Source organism: Halosegnis longus (genome assembly GCF_009663395.1).
In the GTDB taxonomy this organism is placed as follows: Archaea; Halobacteriota; Halobacteria; order Halobacteriales; family Haloarculaceae; genus Halosegnis; species Halosegnis longus.
In genome coordinates, this window is the sequence record NZ_QKNW01000001.1 from 1,548,146 (window position 1) to 1,563,257 (window position 15,112).

Consider the following 15,112-nt stretch of genomic DNA (forward strand, 5'->3'; position numbering starts at 1 on the left):
GGCGACAGAGTGTATGCCCGACTGCGACTACTGCGGGGAGTCGTTCGACGCCGAGTCTGCGTATCTCTCGCATCTCGGTGCCGAACACGCGGACGAACTCGGCGCAATCGAACAGCGCCGGGTCGCCAACGTGACCGACGATGACGACTCCGGTCTCGGCGTCGTTCCGCTGGCGCTCGCCGGCGCACTCTTGCTTGCGGCGGTCGTCGGTGGGTATCTGTTTCTCGCCGGCGGCGACGGCGGTGGCTCCGGTGACCTCCCCCAGAGCGTCACGCAGGTCGAACAGGAACCCCAGTACGACGCTGCCGGTGACACCCACGAGCACGGCCAGCTCTCCATGACCGTCATGGGGTCGACGGTGGACTTCACACGAGACCAGTACCAGATTGGCGAGACGCGCAACCGTCACTTCCACTTCGAGGGTGACGGCCGCTGGCACAAACACACCCCCGGCGTCACGCTGGAGTACGCCATGTCCACGCTCGACATCGGCGTCCAGAACGGCGAGGTGTGGTACGACGGCACCCGCTACGTCGACGGCGAGAACGCCAGCGTCTCCATCACGGTCGACGGCGAGTCGGTGGACCCGACCAGCTACGTGATTCGCGACGGCGACGAGATTCGTATCACGGTCACGGAGAACTGAACGCGGCCCTTTTGGGCGTCTCCGCCCAACACCGCACAATGAGTGCAGAGACAGCGGCGGCGACGACTGACGACTACAGCGGGCTGGTCACCGCGTTCCCGTACGCGTTTCGTCACAGCGACTCGCGGCTGTTCCGGCTGTACACCGTCGTCGGGGGCCTGTTCGCGCTGCTTTTGGGTATCGCCTTCGCGCTCGCAGCCATCATCTCCATCTCGCAGTCGGCCGGGCTGGCCGTCGGCGGCACCGACGCGTTCGTCCGCACGTTCGTCGTCATCATCGGCTTCATCGTCGTCGTGCCGGTGGTCGCGCCCGTCCTGCTGGTCGCGCGCCGTCACCGTCGCGAGGGCTCGACGCCGGCGTACGACCGCGCGCTCGCCGTCGCCGGACTCGTCTATCTGGTCTCGCTGTATCTGATGCTCGTCGCCTCCATCCCGGAGACGTTCACCCTCGACGGCGAGACGGTTTCGCGTCCCCCTGCCACAGGGCTGTTCGCGCCCGTCCTTTCGCTCCTGTACGTGATTCCGCCGATTGCCTCGCCCGTGATTCCCGTCGTGGCCGCGGCCGCCGGCTGGCTCGTCCACCGTCGCTACCGGTGACCGACGGGGTGAAACGGCTCGCCGTTGTTCTTCTGCTATGAGCGACGACACCACAGAGATTGAGACGCCAGACGTGGAGACCGACGGCGAATCGACTCGGTACGTCGTCACCCACGCCGACGAAGACGCCGCCGTGCTCCGCGACATCGACTCCGGACAGGTCCACACGCTCGCCGACAATCCCGGCGTCGAGGCCGGCGACGTGCTCGACGCGACGCTCGCCCCCGAACCGCCGCTGGAAATCGCCGACCGCATCGTTGAGGTCGACTCACGCCGTCACGTCCGCCGTCACGAGAGCGAGGAGCCGCCGACCGCCCACGAACAGGACCTCGCCGCCGACCAAGCGGTCGGTGAACTCACCCGCCACGAGCGTGCTGGCATGGGTGAAATCCACGTCATCACCGTCCCGGCCGAGGAGACGACCGAGGCAGTCCAAGACGTGCTCGAGGACGACGGCACGCTCGAACGCGCAGGTCGGATGGAGAACGTCGTCCGCGTCGAGGTGCGCTCCGACGAGGAGACCGGCACTATCAGCGTCCGGTATCTGCCCTGACCGTCGCCCCGATTTCGAGTTCCTCACCGACCGACAGCGTCGCCCCCACGGTTTCGCGCGGGACGCGCGTGTTCACCATCAGCCGGAAGTAGTGGTCGTACCAGTCCTCGTTGGCCCACTCGGGAAGCGTCGCCTCCCGTCGGGTCACGAACCGTTCGCGAAAGCCCGGCGTCTGTGCGCCGGTGTCGGGGTCGCGCGTCGGCACGACACACCGCTGGCAGGGGTTGCGTCCCTCGAAGCGCGTCCCGCCGACGGTAAACGCGACCGCCGACTCGCGGTCGGCGTACAGTCGGTCCTCCCAGAACGGGTCGACGCCGCGGACGACGAGATTCGGCCGGAGCCGCCGCCGGAGGTCGGTCGCGTCGATGTCGTCGTACCAGCCCGCGACGGTCTCCAGCGTCCCACGGGAGATGAGCGTCGGCCCGGCCGCGTGGGTGTCGTCCGGGAACCCCCCGGAGGGGTCGCGGTCGATGGTCACCGCGTAGCCGAAGTAGTCGCTGAGGTAGTCGCTCGCGGCCGCGCGCTCCTCGGGCAGCTGGAACGTCGCAGCCTCTCCCTCGCGGGGGCCGACGGTCCACGCGCCGGTGTCGGGGTCGAAGCTGCTCGCGAGCCGGTGGACGGCCCGTTCGCGCTTCCCGTTGACATACTCGCCGTCGGAATCGCGGAGCGCGTACTCGCGGTCGAACGCCAAGCCGCCGGCCTCACGGACGGTCGTCCGGTCGCGCGCGATGCCGTCGAGCGACTTGACCGGGTAGACGTAGATCGAATCGAGCGTCGCGGTCATTGTCGGTCGTCGGGTAGCCACCGGCTTGTAGCCTCCGCTGTTTGAGAAGGCTTATCGGGCGTCTCACACGAGTGGCCGTATGGTAGAGTTCGAGATACCGGATGTTGATTACACCCGGTACTCAAACCGTCAGCTCGTCGCGGTCCCCCTCGCGATACTCGGGCTGGCGCTCGTCATCCTTCTCGGCACCTTCCTCATCACGGGAACGTCGCCGGTCTCGCTCGGCATGGCCTTCACCGGCGGGACAGAGCTTCGCATCCAGACAGCCGACACCCAGCCACAGATCGAGCGCACCTTCGACGCCGACGTCGAGTCGATTGCGCCGATTCGCTCGGAGGAAAACGAGTACATCGTCACCTTCCCGCCGAGCGACGCGGACCCCCAACAACAGGCGCAAGCCGCCGGCTACGAGGTGATATCCAGCCAAGAACGGGCCGCCTCCTTCGGCGCTGACACCCAACGGCAGGCGTTCATCGGGATCGGCGTCGCCTTCCTCGGGATGGCGCTGCTCGTCTTCGGGCTGTTCCGCACGTTCATCCCCTCGATCGCCGTCGTCGCGTCCGCCTTCTCCGATATCGTCATCCCCGTCGCGCTGATGAGCCTCTTCGACATCCCGCTCACGCTCGGGACCGTCGCCGCCCTCCTGATGCTCATCGGCTACTCGGTGGACTCGGACCTGCTGTTGAACAACCACGTCCTCCGGCGGCGCGGTGACTTCTACGAGTCGACCTACCGGGCGATGCGGACCGGCGTCACGATGACGCTCACCTCCATCGCGGCGATGACCGCGATGACGATCACGGCGAGTCTCCTCGCCATCGACCTGCTCCCCTCGGTCGGGATTATCCTCGTGTTCGGACTCGTCGCCGACCTGATGAACACCTATCTGCTCAACGTGAGTCTCCTTCGCTACTACAAGTACGAGGCGGTGGCACAATGATTCGGGAAAACTGGCGGCTCGTCCTGTTGGTCGTGCTCGTGCTCGGTGGCTCGCTCGCCCTGTTCGGCCCCCTCGGGGCCGCCGGCGGCGAGGGGCCGACGAACCTCCAGTACGGGCTCGAACTCTCCGGCGGAGCCAGCGTCCGCGCCCCGCTCGTCGGCATGACCGCCGACCCCGTCGACCTGGAGGGAACCGCCGAACAGGACCTCGAACGCAACATCGCCGAGGAACTCGGGCTTTCACCGCCGACTATCGAGGTTCGCTATCCGGACCGCGAGGCCGCGACCACCGAGGGGACCGTCGAGGTGTACAACGAGTCGGTCACGCAAGCCGAGTTCGCGGCCGCCCTCCAGGCGGTCGGACTCGACGCCGACGAGTCGGTCATCGACGCCGGCCTCACCCGGGCGACCTACGACACGGCAGAGCGCGTCCTCGACAGCAAGATCAACGCCGGCGGACTGACCGGCGGCGACGCCAGCGTCACCACCGGTGCGAACCAGACGTATCTCACCGTCGAGGTGCCGAACGCCAACCGCTCGCAGGTGCTCGAACTCGTCGGTGACCCCGGCCGCGTCCAGATCGTCGGGCTTCACCCGGCCGACGACGGCGGCTACGAGCGCGTCCCGCTGTTCGACCAGGAGACGCTCAACGTCAACGGCGTCAGCCAGAGTCAACAGACCGGCCAGTGGGGTGTCGACGTGTCTGTCGCGACCCGCGAGTCAGCACAGCGGTTCTCCACTATCATGCAGGAGGAAGGGTACACGGACAATCAGGGCCAGTGTAACTACGAAATCGGCTCCGGACCCGAGGGCGAAAACGCCTACTGTCTGTTGACCGTCCGCAACGGTCAGGTCGTGGACGCGGTCAGCATGGGCGACCTCGCGACCACCATCGAGAGCGGTGACTTCGTCGAGGACCCGCGCTACTTCATCAGCTCCAACTCACAGGAGGACGCCCGCGAACTCGAAATCAATCTCCGCGCCGGCGCGCTCCCGAGCGCCCTCGACGTGGAAAGCGGGACGACCTACTTCCTCCAGCCGTCGCTCGCACAGGACTTCAAATTCCTCTCGTTGGTGACCGGCGTCGTCGCCGTGCTCGCGGTGTCGCTCACCGTCTTCATCCGGTATCGTGAGCCGGGAGTTGCGTTGCCGATGATTCTGACCGCCGGCGCAGAGGTGTATCTCCTGCTTGGCTTCGCGGCGCTCATCGGACTCGCGCTCGACCTGTCCCACATCGCCGGCTTCATCGCCGTCATCGGAACGGGGGTGGACGACCTCATCATCATCGCCGACGAGATTCTCCAGGGTGAGCGCGTCTCCACCGGCCGGGTGTTCGAATCCCGGTTCCGCAAGGCGTTTTGGGTCATCGGCGCGGCCGCCGCGACCACCATCATCGCGATGAGTCCCCTCGCCGTGCTCTCGCTCGGTGACCTCCAAGGGTTCGCCATCGTCACCATCGTCGGCGTCCTGCTCGGCGTGCTCGTCACCCGCCCGGCGTACGGGAACATTCTCCGGAACGTCGTCCTCGACTAGAACTGGTCGAGCGCCGACTGTTCGGCCGCCGCAAGCACATCTTCGCTCGTCTTCCACGACGCTCGCGCACACGCCGGGAGCGTGCCGTGTTCGGTGACGTACTCGCGGAGAAACTCGCGAGTCGTCGCATCCGACGGGTAGCCGCTCCCGACTTCGCCGTACTCCGCGGCCAACTGGGCGACGTGGTCGTCGCGCGCCACCTTCGCGACGATAGAGCCCGCCGCGACGAGCGGGTCGTCGTCGTCGGCGCGGTGACGGGCGGTAACGTCGACAGCCCGCTCACAGGCGTCGGCGACCCGGCGTGCAAACCGCGATTCGGACGTGTCGCCGGCGTCGCACAGTCCCGAATCGCCGTCTCTCGCGCCGGCGTCGATGGCGGCCGCGTGGGCGCGGACGGTCAGCGTGTTCATGTCCTCCTCGCCGTCGATGCGGGCGACCGGAATCTCGGCGACTCCTACGTCGCAGGCGTCGCGAATCGCTGCGTCGAGGGCGTCACGACGCGCGGGCGACAGCCGCTTCGAGTCGGCGACGCCGTCGGGCAGGTCCTCCGGGTCGCCGCGGACGCAGGCCGCGAACATCGACCCGAGTACCGGTCCCTTCCCCGCCTCGTCGACGCCGAAGTGCATAGCTGGTCGTTGCGTGCAGCCGAAAAAAGGCTCGCGGTGGGCTACGACTCGCGGTGACTAGCTTGGCTCGCCGTGCGTTCGCGGTCGGCGAGAACTGTTAGTCCCCGCTTGGAGTCGGTGCGACCGGCTCCGGCTCGGCGTCGGGTTCCGGTTCGCGCTCGGCGTCATCTCCGACCGGCTCGGCCGCAGGGCGTTCCTCGGGTGGCTCCTCGCCCTCTTCTTCGTACTCGCCGGTCAGTTCACGCATCCGCTCCAGTTCGCCGATTGGTTGTCGGTGACACATAGCTTGCGACACCAACGTCTAGTATGTGAGTCAGTACCATAAATTCCGTCCCGAACGGCTACTCGTCGCGGAAGTAGTCGGGGTGTTCGAACGGCTCCTCCTCGCCTTCCACGGAGAGTACGTCGAGCGCCGTCACGGTCGCCGCCGTATCGAGCAGGCCGGCGAGCGACGGCTCCGTCCGCCCCTCGTCACTGGAGATGAGCTCCTTGATGTAGAGCCCGCCAGCGCCGTGTACGTCGATGGTCGCGTGGGTGTCGTCCACGAGTTCGCCGTCGATGTCGTACACCTCGCGCTCGCGCACGAGGTCGGCCCGTCGGTGGTCGACGCGCTGGGGCGTTCGCTGCTCGACGGTCGCGCCCTCCAGCGCGTCGAGGGCGTCCGCCAGCGCGTCCGCTTCGACGGGCGCATCGAACTCGACCTCGGCACGGTAGGTCTTCGAGGCGTCATGCTCCTTCACGCGGGCGGTCATCTCGTGGGTCGCGAACCGGAGGTCGTCCACCTTCACCGCGTCGCTGGATTTGTTGATTTCGTCCTCGATGGTCGCGAGGTCCACGTCGCGACGGTGGGGGTGTTTCACCTCCAACACGAACGGGCGGCCGTCACCGAGCATCAGCGCGTCCACGTCCTCGCGGCCGGCACCGTGGAAGACGCCGTCGTCCCCGCGCAGCGCCGTGACGAGCGGCGGGGCGACCTCCTGTTCGACGCTCGTGCGATACCGGTAGCCGGTGCCGTCACACTCCGGGCAGGTGCGCCCGCCGTGGAGCTGGCCCGACTCCCCGCAGTTCGAGCAGGGCCACTCCGTCTGTGGCACGTCGCGCTCGACCTTGCGGTAGCGCCCGTAGACGGCGACGGAGTTGATTGTCACCTCGATGTCGTCGGTGTCGAGGTCGATGAGCAGCTGCACGTCCGGCCGCTCGAAGCCGACCTCCTTGCCCGTCCGTTGGCCGACGCGCTTCCCCACCTCGCGATTGAACTCCGACTTCAGCAGTTCGCCCGCGTCGGGGTCGAGCCCGGCGTCCTCGCGCAGCAGTTCGCCGTTCTCTTCGACCAGCGGCGGGACCCGCGTCCCCACCTGATACGTGAAGAAGTCGATTCCCTCCAGCGCCTCGACGGCGCGGTCGGCGTACTCCTCGAACCGGCCACACAGGCCTTCACACACCCAACACTCGGCGGCGTCGGGCGACTCGTACGGTTCGTCGGCCTCCAGCGCGAGCGTCGTTCGCAGCGCCCGCCCGCGCTCGTCGTTGCCGAGCCCGAAGCTCCGGTCGGCGAAGGGGCGACCGAGACAGGCATCACACACCGGGCCCGTGGCCGCCAGCTGTTCGGCGTCGTCGAGAATCGTCATTACCGTCGTTCGGATGGCTCGCGGGAAGTGTGTGTCGGCTCGCCCGCCCAATCGCCGGGTTGAAGCCGCCCGCTTTCGGCGTTCGCGTATGTCGGAGTTTCGTATCGCCGTCGTCGTGGGTATCCTCCAAGGTATCTTCGAGTGGCTCCCCATCTCGTCTGAAGGAAACATCGCGCTGTATCTCACCGCCGTCGAGGGGCTCACGCCGGCGGCGGCGACGGACTTCGCCCTCTTTCTCCACGCCGGGACCGCGGTCTCGGCGGCCGTCTACTACCGGGGTGAACTCGCCGCGCTCGCCCGCCGGCTCCCCGAGTGGCGAGCCACCGGCGACCGCGAACTTTCCTTTCTCGCACTGGCGACCGTCGCCTCGGGCGTCGTCGGACTCGCCGCCTACGCGACCATCGAGGAGCTGTTTTCGGCGCTCACCGGCGGGGCGTTCATCATCCTCGTCGGTCTCCTGCTCGTCGCGACGGGGCTGTTCCAGCGGGTGGCGAACGCCCGGCTCGGCTCGCGCACGGAGCCGACACTCATCGACGGGCTGCTCGTCGGCGTCCTCCAGGGACTCGCCATCCTGCCGGGCGTCTCGCGGTCGGGGTCGACGGTGTCGGCGCTGCTGCTCCGCGGCTACGACCCGGAGGCGTCGTTCCGGCTCTCGTTTCTGCTTTCGATTCCGGCCGCGCTCGGTGCCGGCGTGCTCACGCTCACCGACGGCGTGCCGGAACTGTCGCTCGTGGCCGGCGTGGTCGCGACGGCCGTCGCGGCCGTCGTCGGCTATCTCACCATCGACGCGCTCCTGCGCGTGGTCTCGCGGGTCGCCTTCTGGGCGGTGTGTCTCGGCCTCGGCGGCCTGGCTATCGTCGGTGGAGTTGTGACGGTGCTGTAGCTGACCGGTTCCACCTGTTGTCGGACCGTCGGGTGTAAGGCACCCAGTCCCGAACCGCGTGGTATGCAGGACCCGTTCAAGGAGCTGATGTTCCGCTCCTTCAAGGACGCGATGGACCTCGCCGACGACTACAATCGGTGGGCGGCGGAGTCGTTCGACGAACCGCTTGCGGTGCAGGCGAGTGCGATTCCACAGATGGCGATGATGCTCTACCGGTGCCGGCTCCAGGCCCGACTCGGCGAGGGGGCCATCGAGTTCCCCGAGGCCGACGAGCGGATGTTCGACTGACGGACAAAGCGTTTACACCCCGTCCCGGTAACTGTCGGTATGACAGTTTCGACGGGAGTCGTCCTGGCGGCCGGCGAGGGGACCCGGCTCCGCCCGCTCACCCGCACGCGCCCGAAGCCGATGTTGCCGGTCGCGAACCGCCCGATTCTCGAATACGTGCTCGACGCGCTCGTCGACGCCGGTATCACCGATCTCGTTCTCGTCGTCGGCTACAAGCGCGACCGCGTGCAGAACCACGTCGGCTCGACGTATCGCGACGTCCCCGTCACCTACGTCCACCAGGCAAAGCAACTGGGCAGCGGTCACGCCCTCCTGCAGGCACAGGATGCCGTCGACGGCCCGTTCGTCACAGTCAACGGCGACCGCGTCATCGACCCGCAGGCGGTCGCCGACGTGCTGGAGAGCTTCGACGCCACGCCGACGATGGCCGTCCGGGAACACCCGAACGCGAACGAGTATCCGAACGGCGCGGTCAGACTCGACGGCGACCGGGTCGTCGAACTCGCCGAACAGCCCGACGGACCGTATCGGCTCATCAACGCCGGCGTCTACGCCTTCCCGGCCGGCTGGTTCGACCGGCTCGCGGAGACGGAGCGGCGCGACGGCGACCTGTATCTCCCCGACGCCATCGTCGAACTCGCCACGGAACGGGGGGTCGTCGGCGTCCGCACCGAGGGACTGTGGGTCGACATCACCTACCCATGGGACCTGCTCGAAGCGACCCGCCGGCTGCTCGATGCGGGCCTCGTCGAGGAGCAGGCACACGGGGCCGGCGTCTACGTCCACGAGACGGCCCGCGTCCACGAGGACGCGACACTCCAAAGTCCGGTCGTCGTCGGCCCGGACGCCGAAATCGCGGCCGGGGTCGTCGTCGGTCCCGACACCGCACTCGGGCGCAACGTCACCGTCGAGGCGAACGCGACAATCGAACGCTCGCTCGTCGGCGCAGACACCCGTGTCGGCTCCGGCGCGACGCTGTGTGACTGTGTTACCGGGATGGCCGGCGCGGTTGGTCCCGGAGCGGTCGTCCCCGGCGGCGAGACGGACGTGCGGATCGGCACCGACATCCACGAGGGAGAACGGCTCGGCGCGGTCGTCGGTGACCGCGCGACGCTCGGCGGCGGGTCGACACTCGACCCCGGCACGCTCCTCGGCGTCGGCGCGACCGTCGGGGTCGGTGCCGTCGCCCGCGGGCACGTCGCCGCCGGCGCGGAGGTGGTCCGCTGATGTGTGGGATTATCGGCTGCGTCGGCCGCGGCGACGACACGCTCGATACCCTGCTCGACGGACTCGACACGCTCGAATACCGCGGCTACGACTCGGCCGGCGTCGCCCTCGCCAACGGCTCCGTCCAGACGGCAAAGCAGGCCGGCGAACTCGACGCCCTGCGCGAGCACCTCGGGGACCAGTCGCTGTCGGGGACGGTCGGTATCGGCCACACCCGGTGGTCGACCCACGGGCCACCGACGGACGCCAACGCCCACCCGCACTGCGACTGCACCGGCGACGTGGCGGTCGTCCACAACGGCATCATCGAGAACTACCAGGAACTCCGCGACGAACTCGCCGCCGACCACGAGTTCCTGTCGGATACTGACACCGAGGTGATTCCCCACCTCATCGAGGATGCGCTCGCCGACCACGAGCCCGAGGCCGCGGTCCGGGCGACTCTCGACCGCCTCGAAGGTAGCTTCGCCATCGCCGTCGTCATCGCTGGCACGGACGCCATCTTCGCCGCCCGGCAGGATTCGCCCCTCGTGCTCGGTATCGACGACGACGCGACGTATCTCGCCAGCGACGTGCCCGCCTTCCGCGTTCACACCGACCGCGTCGTCTATCTCGACGACGGCCAGTTCGTCCGGCTCGACGCCGACGGCTACACCGTCACCGACTTCGACGGGACGCCGCGTTCCTCCTCGGTCGAGACCGTCGACTGGGACCCCGAGGCGACCGGCAAGGCCGGCTACGACCACTTCATGCTGAAGGAGATTCACGAACAGCCGCGTGCCCTCCGGCAGTGTCTACAGGGCCGCGTCGACGAACTCGCCGGCGAGGTGACGCTCGACATCGACCCCGATATCGACCGCGTCCAGTTCGTCGCCTGCGGGACCTCCTACCACGCCGCGCTCTACGGAGCCGCGCTGTTCCGGGCGGCTGGCGTTCCAGCACAGGCGTTTCTCGCCCACGAGTACGCAATCCAGACCCCGCCGATTGAGGATGACCTCGTGGTCGCCGTCTCACAGTCGGGCGAGACGGCCGATACCCTCGCAGCCATCCGCGAGGCCGACCGCCGCGGAGCCGACACCCTCGCGCTCACCAACGTCGTCGGCTCCACGATGGCCCGCGAGTGTACGGACGCGCTGTTCATCCGCTCGGGACCGGAGATCGGCGTCGCGGCCTCGAAGACCTTCTCGGCACAGCTGACGGCCGTGAATCTCCTCGCGCTCGCGACCGTCGGCGCTGGCGACGAGGACGTGCGGGAACTCATCGGCGCGCTCCGTGACCTCCCGGCGAACATCCAGACCGTCCTCGACGAGTCCGACGCCCGCGAGGTCGCCCGCGAGTACGTCGACAGCGAGAGCTTCTTCTTCATCGGCCGACGGTACCACCACCCCGTCGCCCTGGAGGGGGCGCTCAAGCTGAAAGAGATCTCCTACACCCACGCCGAGGGCTTTGCGGCCGGCGAACTCAAACACGGCACGCTCGCGCTCGTGACGCCCGACACGCCCGTGTTCGCGGTCGTTACCGGCGACGACGAGGCCGCCCGCAAAACCATCGGGAACGTGAAAGAGGTCGAAGCACGCGGTGCGCCCGTGATTGCTGTCACCGACGGCGAGAGCGACGTGGAGCGGTACGCCGACGCCGTCCTCGAGGTTCCGTCGACCCACGCCCGGACCGCGGCCGTGCTCGCGAACGTCCAGCTCCAACTCGTCGCCTACCACGTCGCGAACGAACTCGGCCGCTCCATCGACAAGCCGCGCAACCTCGCGAAATCCGTCACTGTCGAGTAGCAGCCGCCACGCGAGCGGCTCAGTCGGCCGTGAGTTCGGTCGTCGATTCCGCGCTCTCGCTCGCCGACGGCTCCACGACCGACTCGTCGAGCCCTCTCGCCAGCGCGAACACGGCGTCCTCGTGGTCCTCCTTCGACGCGTGGATGGAGTTCGGCTGTACCTGCAACGTCTCGTAGCTCTCGGTGTCGACTTCGGCGTCGAGCGTCTCCGCCCAGAACTGTTCGACCGCGGCCAACAGCGCGTGGACGTGGAGTAGCTCTTGTTTGCGCATCACATACGCCACTGTGTCCCACACGACAACGAATTCCCGACCGAACATCTTCGTCCGGCTATATCGCGATATATTGGCCCCAGCTCGGGTTTCCGTGACCGCCATCCTCGTACTCGAATCGACGCCGTCTCGTGGCTCGATAAAACGTTTAATCGGTTCTAAACTGGTGGTAAAACGTTTCATGCACTCCCTACCGACGTGGCTGTCCGGTAAATCGACGCGAAAACGAACTCAGCGTCGACCCGGTATATGTGGGTAGCCGTCCAAGGCGTGAGCAGAGAGACAATGTCCACCGAGTCCTCCCCTATCGACGCCCTCCCCGACGCGACGCCGTCGCGACTCGCACAGGTCACGCGAGCAGCCGGCACCGTCACCCGCGGACTCGCCTTCTGGACCGGTATCACGCTCGCGTTCGCACAGGTCCCCCTCTTTGCCGTCGGGGTGACGAGCACCGACCCGGCCCTGTTGGTCGCGCTCCTCGTCGCCAACCTCGTCGCGTTCGCACTCGGCAGCGACTACCGCGCCTAAGCGTCGTCGCGAGCGTCCTCGCTCCGGTCCCTATCTTCGGGCGGCTCCGGCGGGACGAACAGTCGGGCGAGCAGTTCGACGGTTCGTGACGATTCGGCAAACCGCTGCCCTCGCTCGCTGAGTGCTGTCGTGACTTCCTTGAGCCGTGACTGCTCCCATCGTGCTGCTATCGGTGTGACCACTCGCTCCAGGAGTCTGAGTATCGGTCCGATGGTGTACGTCTCCCGGAGGTCGATAGTCACGACCGTCGGGTCCGGTTCCGCGCTGAGCCACCGGTAGAGCCGTGAGTCGCGCACGATTGTCGCACCTCGGTGTTCGGCTCTCCGGAGCAGCCCAACAGTCGTCGAGTTCTCGCGTGCTGTTGTCAATGCTTTCTGCACCCGGGCAAGCGGCTCACGAAGCGACTGATTGACCCACTCGGTAAGTTGCTCTCGACGGCTCACTGCTCTACGTCAGTCACCTGTCCGGTGAACTGGTAGCGATTCGTCGCGATGGTGAGCTCTCGCCCGATTCGGATCGGTGCATCTCCGTACACTGGTCCGGACGCCGTCGTTCTCGCAACGAACTCGGCGCGGACGGTGAGTTGCACTCGGTCGTCTTCAGTCCGGTTGCGAGTCACGTCCCGTATCGTCGCGACGGGCTGGCCAGCCAGCCGGTACTCGTCTCCTGGTTCAACGGCATCGGCAATGGCCGGCGAGACCGTCGTCGTGAGCGTTGCCGTCACGGGTGTCGTCGAGATTGAGTCATTCCCGCCGACGCCGATGACATTCCCGTCGTGCTGGTACTCCGGTGTCGCCACCGAGAACACCGACCCGTAGCGGACTGGCGCTCCTCCCACCGTGAACACGTTCGAGTCCATCTGTCCCTGGACCCGTAGGTTCGCAACGACACGCACGCCGTCGCCGTTTGGCGTCCGGTACACGTCCGTTATCGTCGCATTCGCCTCCCCGAACTCGGCGGTCCCGGGTTCGACGAGGGCTGCACCGTCCGGCGGATGGGTCCCCAATCCGACCGTCACCGTTTGCGTCACCTGCGGTTCGCTCGGCTCACTCGGCTCGCCCGGGCCGACGACGAGCGCGACACCGGCGACGGCGACGGCGACGACGAACAGGACGACGAGCAGGTCGATGATGTTGACGACGCCGAATACGCGGCCGTGCTCGTCCAGTAGTTCCATACTCGGCGGTCGGCTGTCGGTCACATAACGGCTTCCGTCTCCCGGCGGGATACGAAGCTACTTGTGGTCGGTGGCGCAACGTCGGATTATGTCGATTCTCGTGACCGGCGGCGACGGCTACATCGGGTGGCCGACCGCCCTCCGTATCGCTACCCGCACCGACGAGCGCGTCGTCGTGGTGGACAATCTCGCCCGCCGTGAGTGGGTTGCCGAAGTCGGCGCGACCAGTGCAACGCCCGTTGCCGACCCAGAAACGCGCATCGAAGCGGCCCGTGAGGTGCACGGTGTGGCGAATCTCTCCTTCGTTGAGGGCGACCTCACGGACCGCGAGTTCGTACTCCGCCTGCTCGACACCCACGAGCCGTCGGTTGTGGTCCACACGGCAGCCCAGCCGTCTGCGCCGTACTCGCAGATCAACGGCGAGCGGGCGAACTTCACCCAGCACAACAACATGCAGGCGACGCGGAATCTGCTGTTCGGCCTGTCCGAACAGGGGCTGACGGAGACGCATTTCATCGAGACGACGACGACGGGCGTGTACGGTGCGCCCGAATTCCCGATACCCGAAGGCGGGGCGACGATGGAGCACGCCGGCGAACGCGACGAGGTGCCGTTCCCGGCGATGGCGGGGTCGTGGTATCACCTTTCCAAATCACACGACGCGGCGAATCTTCGGCTCGCGAACGACCAGTTCGACATTCCCATCTCAGATGTGCGGACGGCGATTACCTACGGAACCGAGACCGAGGAGACGCGGTCGGACGACCGGCTTGCGACGCGGTTCGACTTCGACTACTACTTCGGCGTCGTCGCCCACCGGTTTGCGGCACAGGCCGTCGCTGGCTACCCGCTGACCGTCTATGGGAAAGGCGAGCAGCGCAAGCCGTTCGTCTCGCTTGAAGACGCGGTCGAAGGCCTCGCGCGGCTTGCGCTCGGGGAGACGCCCGACGGGCATACCGTGTACAATCAGGTGACCCGACCCATCGCGATTGTGGAGATGGCCGAAACGATTCAGGACGTGGCTGCCGACCACGACCTCAATGTCGAGGTCACGCACGTCGAGAACCCCCGCGACGAGGACGAGACCCACCAGATGGAGATTGACAACGACCGCTACATGGCGCTCATCGACGAGCAACGAGCCACCTTTGCGGACGGGATTGACGACGTGTTAGAGACGCTGCTTGCGCACCGCGAGACCATCGTGAGCCACGAAGACCGGTTCCTCCCCGACGCCCTGCAGTAGGCCGTTACTGCGGGCTTTTTATCCGAGCGTTGCGTCCCACGCGATATGTCCTCCACGAGCCAGGGACTCGTCGACGAGGCGTCCGCTCGCGAGTTCACGTGGCTGTGGATTATCGCGACGACGCTGTACGGCGTCGGGGACGTGCTCACGACGATGACGCTCGTCCACTCGATTCCCGCTATCACGGAGGCGAACGCGCTCATCAGGTTCGCGTTCGAGCAGTTCGGCACCGCAGGGCTGGTCGGCGTGAAACTCACCGTCTTCTTCACCTGTCTCGCAATCAGCCTCTGGGGTAGCAGCGAGGACGACCGACTCCTATTTTACCTGCCGCCGGTCGTGCTCTCCGTCGTCGGCGCATTCACCACCGTCTACAACCTCCGGCTCTTCTTCGGCATCTAAGCAA

19 protein-coding genes are annotated in these 15,112 nt (G+C 67.1%); 12 read left to right on the top strand and 7 right to left on the bottom strand.

The window, feature by feature from the left end:
• The first annotated feature begins 13 nt into the window (after positions 1-13).
• Genes DM818_RS08415 through DM818_RS08425 form a run of 3 tightly spaced genes read left to right on the top strand, consistent with a single transcriptional unit; the run spans position 14 to position 1,795 of the window.
• The gene (locus DM818_RS08415; RefSeq protein ID WP_075937179.1) at positions 14-646 is read left to right on the top strand and encodes a hypothetical protein; all 633 of its coding nucleotides are present in this window, start codon (positions 14-16) and stop codon (positions 644-646) included.
• A 38-nt stretch (positions 647-684) separates the two neighbouring features.
• On the top strand, positions 685-1,242 hold the full coding sequence (locus DM818_RS08420; RefSeq protein WP_075937178.1) for a hypothetical protein: 558 nt from the start codon (positions 685-687) through the stop codon (positions 1,240-1,242).
• Positions 1,243-1,279: 37 nt separating this feature from the next.
• On the top strand, positions 1,280-1,795 hold the full coding sequence (locus DM818_RS08425; protein ID WP_075937177.1) for a DUF5812 family protein: 516 nt from the start codon (positions 1,280-1,282) through the stop codon (positions 1,793-1,795).
• Here DM818_RS08425 and DM818_RS08430 read toward each other — a convergent pair.
• Positions 1,773-2,579, bottom strand: coding sequence for an MOSC domain-containing protein (locus DM818_RS08430; protein ID WP_075937176.1), 807 nt, complete (start codon positions 2,577-2,579; stop codon positions 1,773-1,775). The genes DM818_RS08425 and DM818_RS08430 overlap by 23 nt on opposite strands.
• 79 nt (positions 2,580-2,658) lie before the next feature.
• On the opposite strand from DM818_RS08430, the gene secF reads away from it, so the two are divergent.
• Together secF and DM818_RS08440 are read left to right on the top strand one after the other, a co-directional pair.
• On the top strand, positions 2,659-3,519 hold the full coding sequence (gene secF / locus DM818_RS08435; RefSeq protein WP_075937175.1) for a protein translocase subunit SecF: 861 nt from the start codon (positions 2,659-2,661) through the stop codon (positions 3,517-3,519).
• Positions 3,516-5,051 (top strand): MMPL family transporter, encoded by a 1,536-nt coding sequence (locus DM818_RS08440; protein ID WP_075937174.1) that lies wholly within the window; start codon positions 3,516-3,518, stop codon positions 5,049-5,051. The genes secF and DM818_RS08440 overlap by 4 nt, the downstream gene beginning before the upstream one ends.
• Here the strand turns inward: DM818_RS08440 and rnhB are convergent.
• From rnhB to DM818_RS08455, 3 genes are all read right to left on the bottom strand, one after another.
• Positions 5,048-5,677: a ribonuclease HII gene (gene rnhB, locus DM818_RS08445; RefSeq protein ID WP_075937173.1), complete on the bottom strand. Its 630-nt coding sequence runs from the start codon at positions 5,675-5,677 to the stop codon at positions 5,048-5,050. The genes DM818_RS08440 and rnhB overlap by 4 nt on opposite strands.
• Before the next feature lie 97 nt (positions 5,678-5,774).
• On the bottom strand, positions 5,775-5,960 hold the full coding sequence (locus DM818_RS08450) for a hypothetical protein (RefSeq protein ID WP_075937172.1): 186 nt from the start codon (positions 5,958-5,960) through the stop codon (positions 5,775-5,777).
• A 58-nt stretch (positions 5,961-6,018) separates the two neighbouring features.
• Positions 6,019-7,305 carry a tRNA pseudouridine(54/55) synthase Pus10 gene (locus DM818_RS08455; RefSeq protein ID WP_075937171.1) on the bottom strand — a complete coding sequence of 429 codons (1,287 nt, stop codon included), beginning with the start codon at positions 7,303-7,305 and terminating at the stop codon, positions 6,019-6,021.
• Positions 7,306-7,393: 88 nt separating this feature from the next.
• Here DM818_RS08455 and DM818_RS08460 point away from each other — a divergent pair, with 88 nt between their 5' ends.
• The 4 genes from DM818_RS08460 to glmS all read left to right on the top strand — a co-directional run bounded on the left by DM818_RS08460 (position 7,394) and on the right by glmS (position 11,487).
• Positions 7,394-8,188, top strand: a complete 795-nt coding sequence (locus DM818_RS08460) for an undecaprenyl-diphosphate phosphatase (protein WP_075937170.1) — start codon at positions 7,394-7,396, stop codon at positions 8,186-8,188.
• Between the two features lie 63 nt (positions 8,189-8,251).
• A complete protein-coding gene (locus DM818_RS08465) occupies positions 8,252-8,476 on the top strand; it encodes a hypothetical protein (RefSeq protein WP_075937169.1) in 225 nt (74 codons plus the stop codon).
• Between the two features lie 39 nt (positions 8,477-8,515).
• A complete protein-coding gene (locus DM818_RS08470; protein ID WP_075937168.1) occupies positions 8,516-9,703 on the top strand; it encodes a sugar phosphate nucleotidyltransferase in 1,188 nt (395 codons plus the stop codon).
• Entirely contained in the window at positions 9,703-11,487 is a 1,785-nt protein-coding gene (gene glmS, locus DM818_RS08475) for a glutamine--fructose-6-phosphate transaminase (isomerizing) (protein WP_153952542.1), read from the top strand. The genes DM818_RS08470 and glmS overlap by 1 nt, the downstream gene beginning before the upstream one ends.
• 19 nt (positions 11,488-11,506) lie before the next feature.
• Here glmS and DM818_RS08480 read toward each other — a convergent pair whose 3' ends face one another.
• On the bottom strand, positions 11,507-11,758 hold the full coding sequence (locus DM818_RS08480; RefSeq protein ID WP_075937166.1) for a UPF0058 family protein: 252 nt from the start codon (positions 11,756-11,758) through the stop codon (positions 11,507-11,509).
• Between the two features lie 285 nt (positions 11,759-12,043).
• Here DM818_RS08480 and DM818_RS08485 point away from each other — a divergent pair, with 285 nt between their 5' ends.
• Positions 12,044-12,286 carry a hypothetical protein gene (locus DM818_RS08485; protein ID WP_075937165.1) on the top strand — a complete coding sequence of 81 codons (243 nt, stop codon included), beginning with the start codon at positions 12,044-12,046 and terminating at the stop codon, positions 12,284-12,286.
• Here the strand turns inward: DM818_RS08485 and DM818_RS08490 are convergent.
• Together DM818_RS08490 and DM818_RS08495 are read right to left on the bottom strand one after the other, a co-directional pair.
• On the bottom strand, positions 12,283-12,582 hold the full coding sequence (locus DM818_RS08490; RefSeq protein ID WP_153952543.1) for a hypothetical protein: 300 nt from the start codon (positions 12,580-12,582) through the stop codon (positions 12,283-12,285). The two genes, DM818_RS08485 and DM818_RS08490, sit on opposite strands and share 4 nt — an antisense overlap.
• A 143-nt stretch (positions 12,583-12,725) precedes the next feature.
• Positions 12,726-13,463 (bottom strand): DUF4330 family protein, encoded by a 738-nt coding sequence (locus DM818_RS08495; protein ID WP_153952544.1) that lies wholly within the window; start codon positions 13,461-13,463, stop codon positions 12,726-12,728.
• Positions 13,464-13,551: 88 nt separating this feature from the next.
• Between DM818_RS08495 and DM818_RS08500 the strand changes: the two genes are divergently transcribed.
• Both DM818_RS08500 and DM818_RS08505 read left to right on the top strand, forming a co-directional pair.
• Positions 13,552-14,709: an NAD-dependent epimerase/dehydratase family protein gene (locus DM818_RS08500; protein WP_153952545.1), complete on the top strand. Its 1,158-nt coding sequence runs from the start codon at positions 13,552-13,554 to the stop codon at positions 14,707-14,709.
• Between the two features lie 45 nt (positions 14,710-14,754).
• Positions 14,755-15,108: a hypothetical protein gene (locus tag DM818_RS08505; protein ID WP_143823798.1), complete on the top strand. Its 354-nt coding sequence runs from the start codon at positions 14,755-14,757 to the stop codon at positions 15,106-15,108.
• The last annotated feature ends 4 nt before the right edge of the window (positions 15,109-15,112 follow it).

Excerpts from the sequence above, each read along its gene's own strand:
- DM818_RS08415 (WP_075937179.1), top strand. The coding sequence starts at position 14 with ATGCCCGACTGCGACTACTGCGGGGAGTCGTTCGACGCCGAGTCTGCG.
- DM818_RS08420 (WP_075937178.1), top strand. The coding sequence starts at position 685 with ATGAGTGCAGAGACAGCGGCGGCGACGACTGACGACTACAGCGGGCTG.
- DM818_RS08425 (WP_075937177.1), top strand. The coding sequence starts at position 1,280 with ATGAGCGACGACACCACAGAGATTGAGACGCCAGACGTGGAGACCGAC.
- DM818_RS08430 (WP_075937176.1), bottom strand. The coding sequence starts at position 2,579 with ATGACCGCGACGCTCGATTCGATCTACGTCTACCCGGTCAAGTCGCTC.
- secF (WP_075937175.1), top strand. The coding sequence starts at position 2,659 with ATGGTAGAGTTCGAGATACCGGATGTTGATTACACCCGGTACTCAAAC.
- DM818_RS08440 (WP_075937174.1), top strand. The coding sequence starts at position 3,516 with ATGATTCGGGAAAACTGGCGGCTCGTCCTGTTGGTCGTGCTCGTGCTC.
- rnhB (WP_075937173.1), bottom strand. The coding sequence starts at position 5,677 with ATGCACTTCGGCGTCGACGAGGCGGGGAAGGGACCGGTACTCGGGTCG.
- DM818_RS08450 (WP_075937172.1), bottom strand. The coding sequence starts at position 5,960 with ATGTGTCACCGACAACCAATCGGCGAACTGGAGCGGATGCGTGAACTG.
- DM818_RS08455 (WP_075937171.1), bottom strand. The coding sequence starts at position 7,305 with ATGACGATTCTCGACGACGCCGAACAGCTGGCGGCCACGGGCCCGGTG.
- DM818_RS08460 (WP_075937170.1), top strand. The coding sequence starts at position 7,394 with ATGTCGGAGTTTCGTATCGCCGTCGTCGTGGGTATCCTCCAAGGTATC.
- DM818_RS08465 (WP_075937169.1), top strand. The coding sequence starts at position 8,252 with ATGCAGGACCCGTTCAAGGAGCTGATGTTCCGCTCCTTCAAGGACGCG.
- DM818_RS08470 (WP_075937168.1), top strand. The coding sequence starts at position 8,516 with ATGACAGTTTCGACGGGAGTCGTCCTGGCGGCCGGCGAGGGGACCCGG.
- glmS (WP_153952542.1), top strand. The coding sequence starts at position 9,703 with ATGTGTGGGATTATCGGCTGCGTCGGCCGCGGCGACGACACGCTCGAT.
- DM818_RS08480 (WP_075937166.1), bottom strand. The coding sequence starts at position 11,758 with ATGCGCAAACAAGAGCTACTCCACGTCCACGCGCTGTTGGCCGCGGTC.
- DM818_RS08485 (WP_075937165.1), top strand. The coding sequence starts at position 12,044 with ATGTCCACCGAGTCCTCCCCTATCGACGCCCTCCCCGACGCGACGCCG.
- DM818_RS08495 (WP_153952544.1), bottom strand. The coding sequence starts at position 13,463 with ATGGAACTACTGGACGAGCACGGCCGCGTATTCGGCGTCGTCAACATC.
- DM818_RS08500 (WP_153952545.1), top strand. The coding sequence starts at position 13,552 with ATGTCGATTCTCGTGACCGGCGGCGACGGCTACATCGGGTGGCCGACC.
- DM818_RS08505 (WP_143823798.1), top strand. The coding sequence starts at position 14,755 with ATGTCCTCCACGAGCCAGGGACTCGTCGACGAGGCGTCCGCTCGCGAG.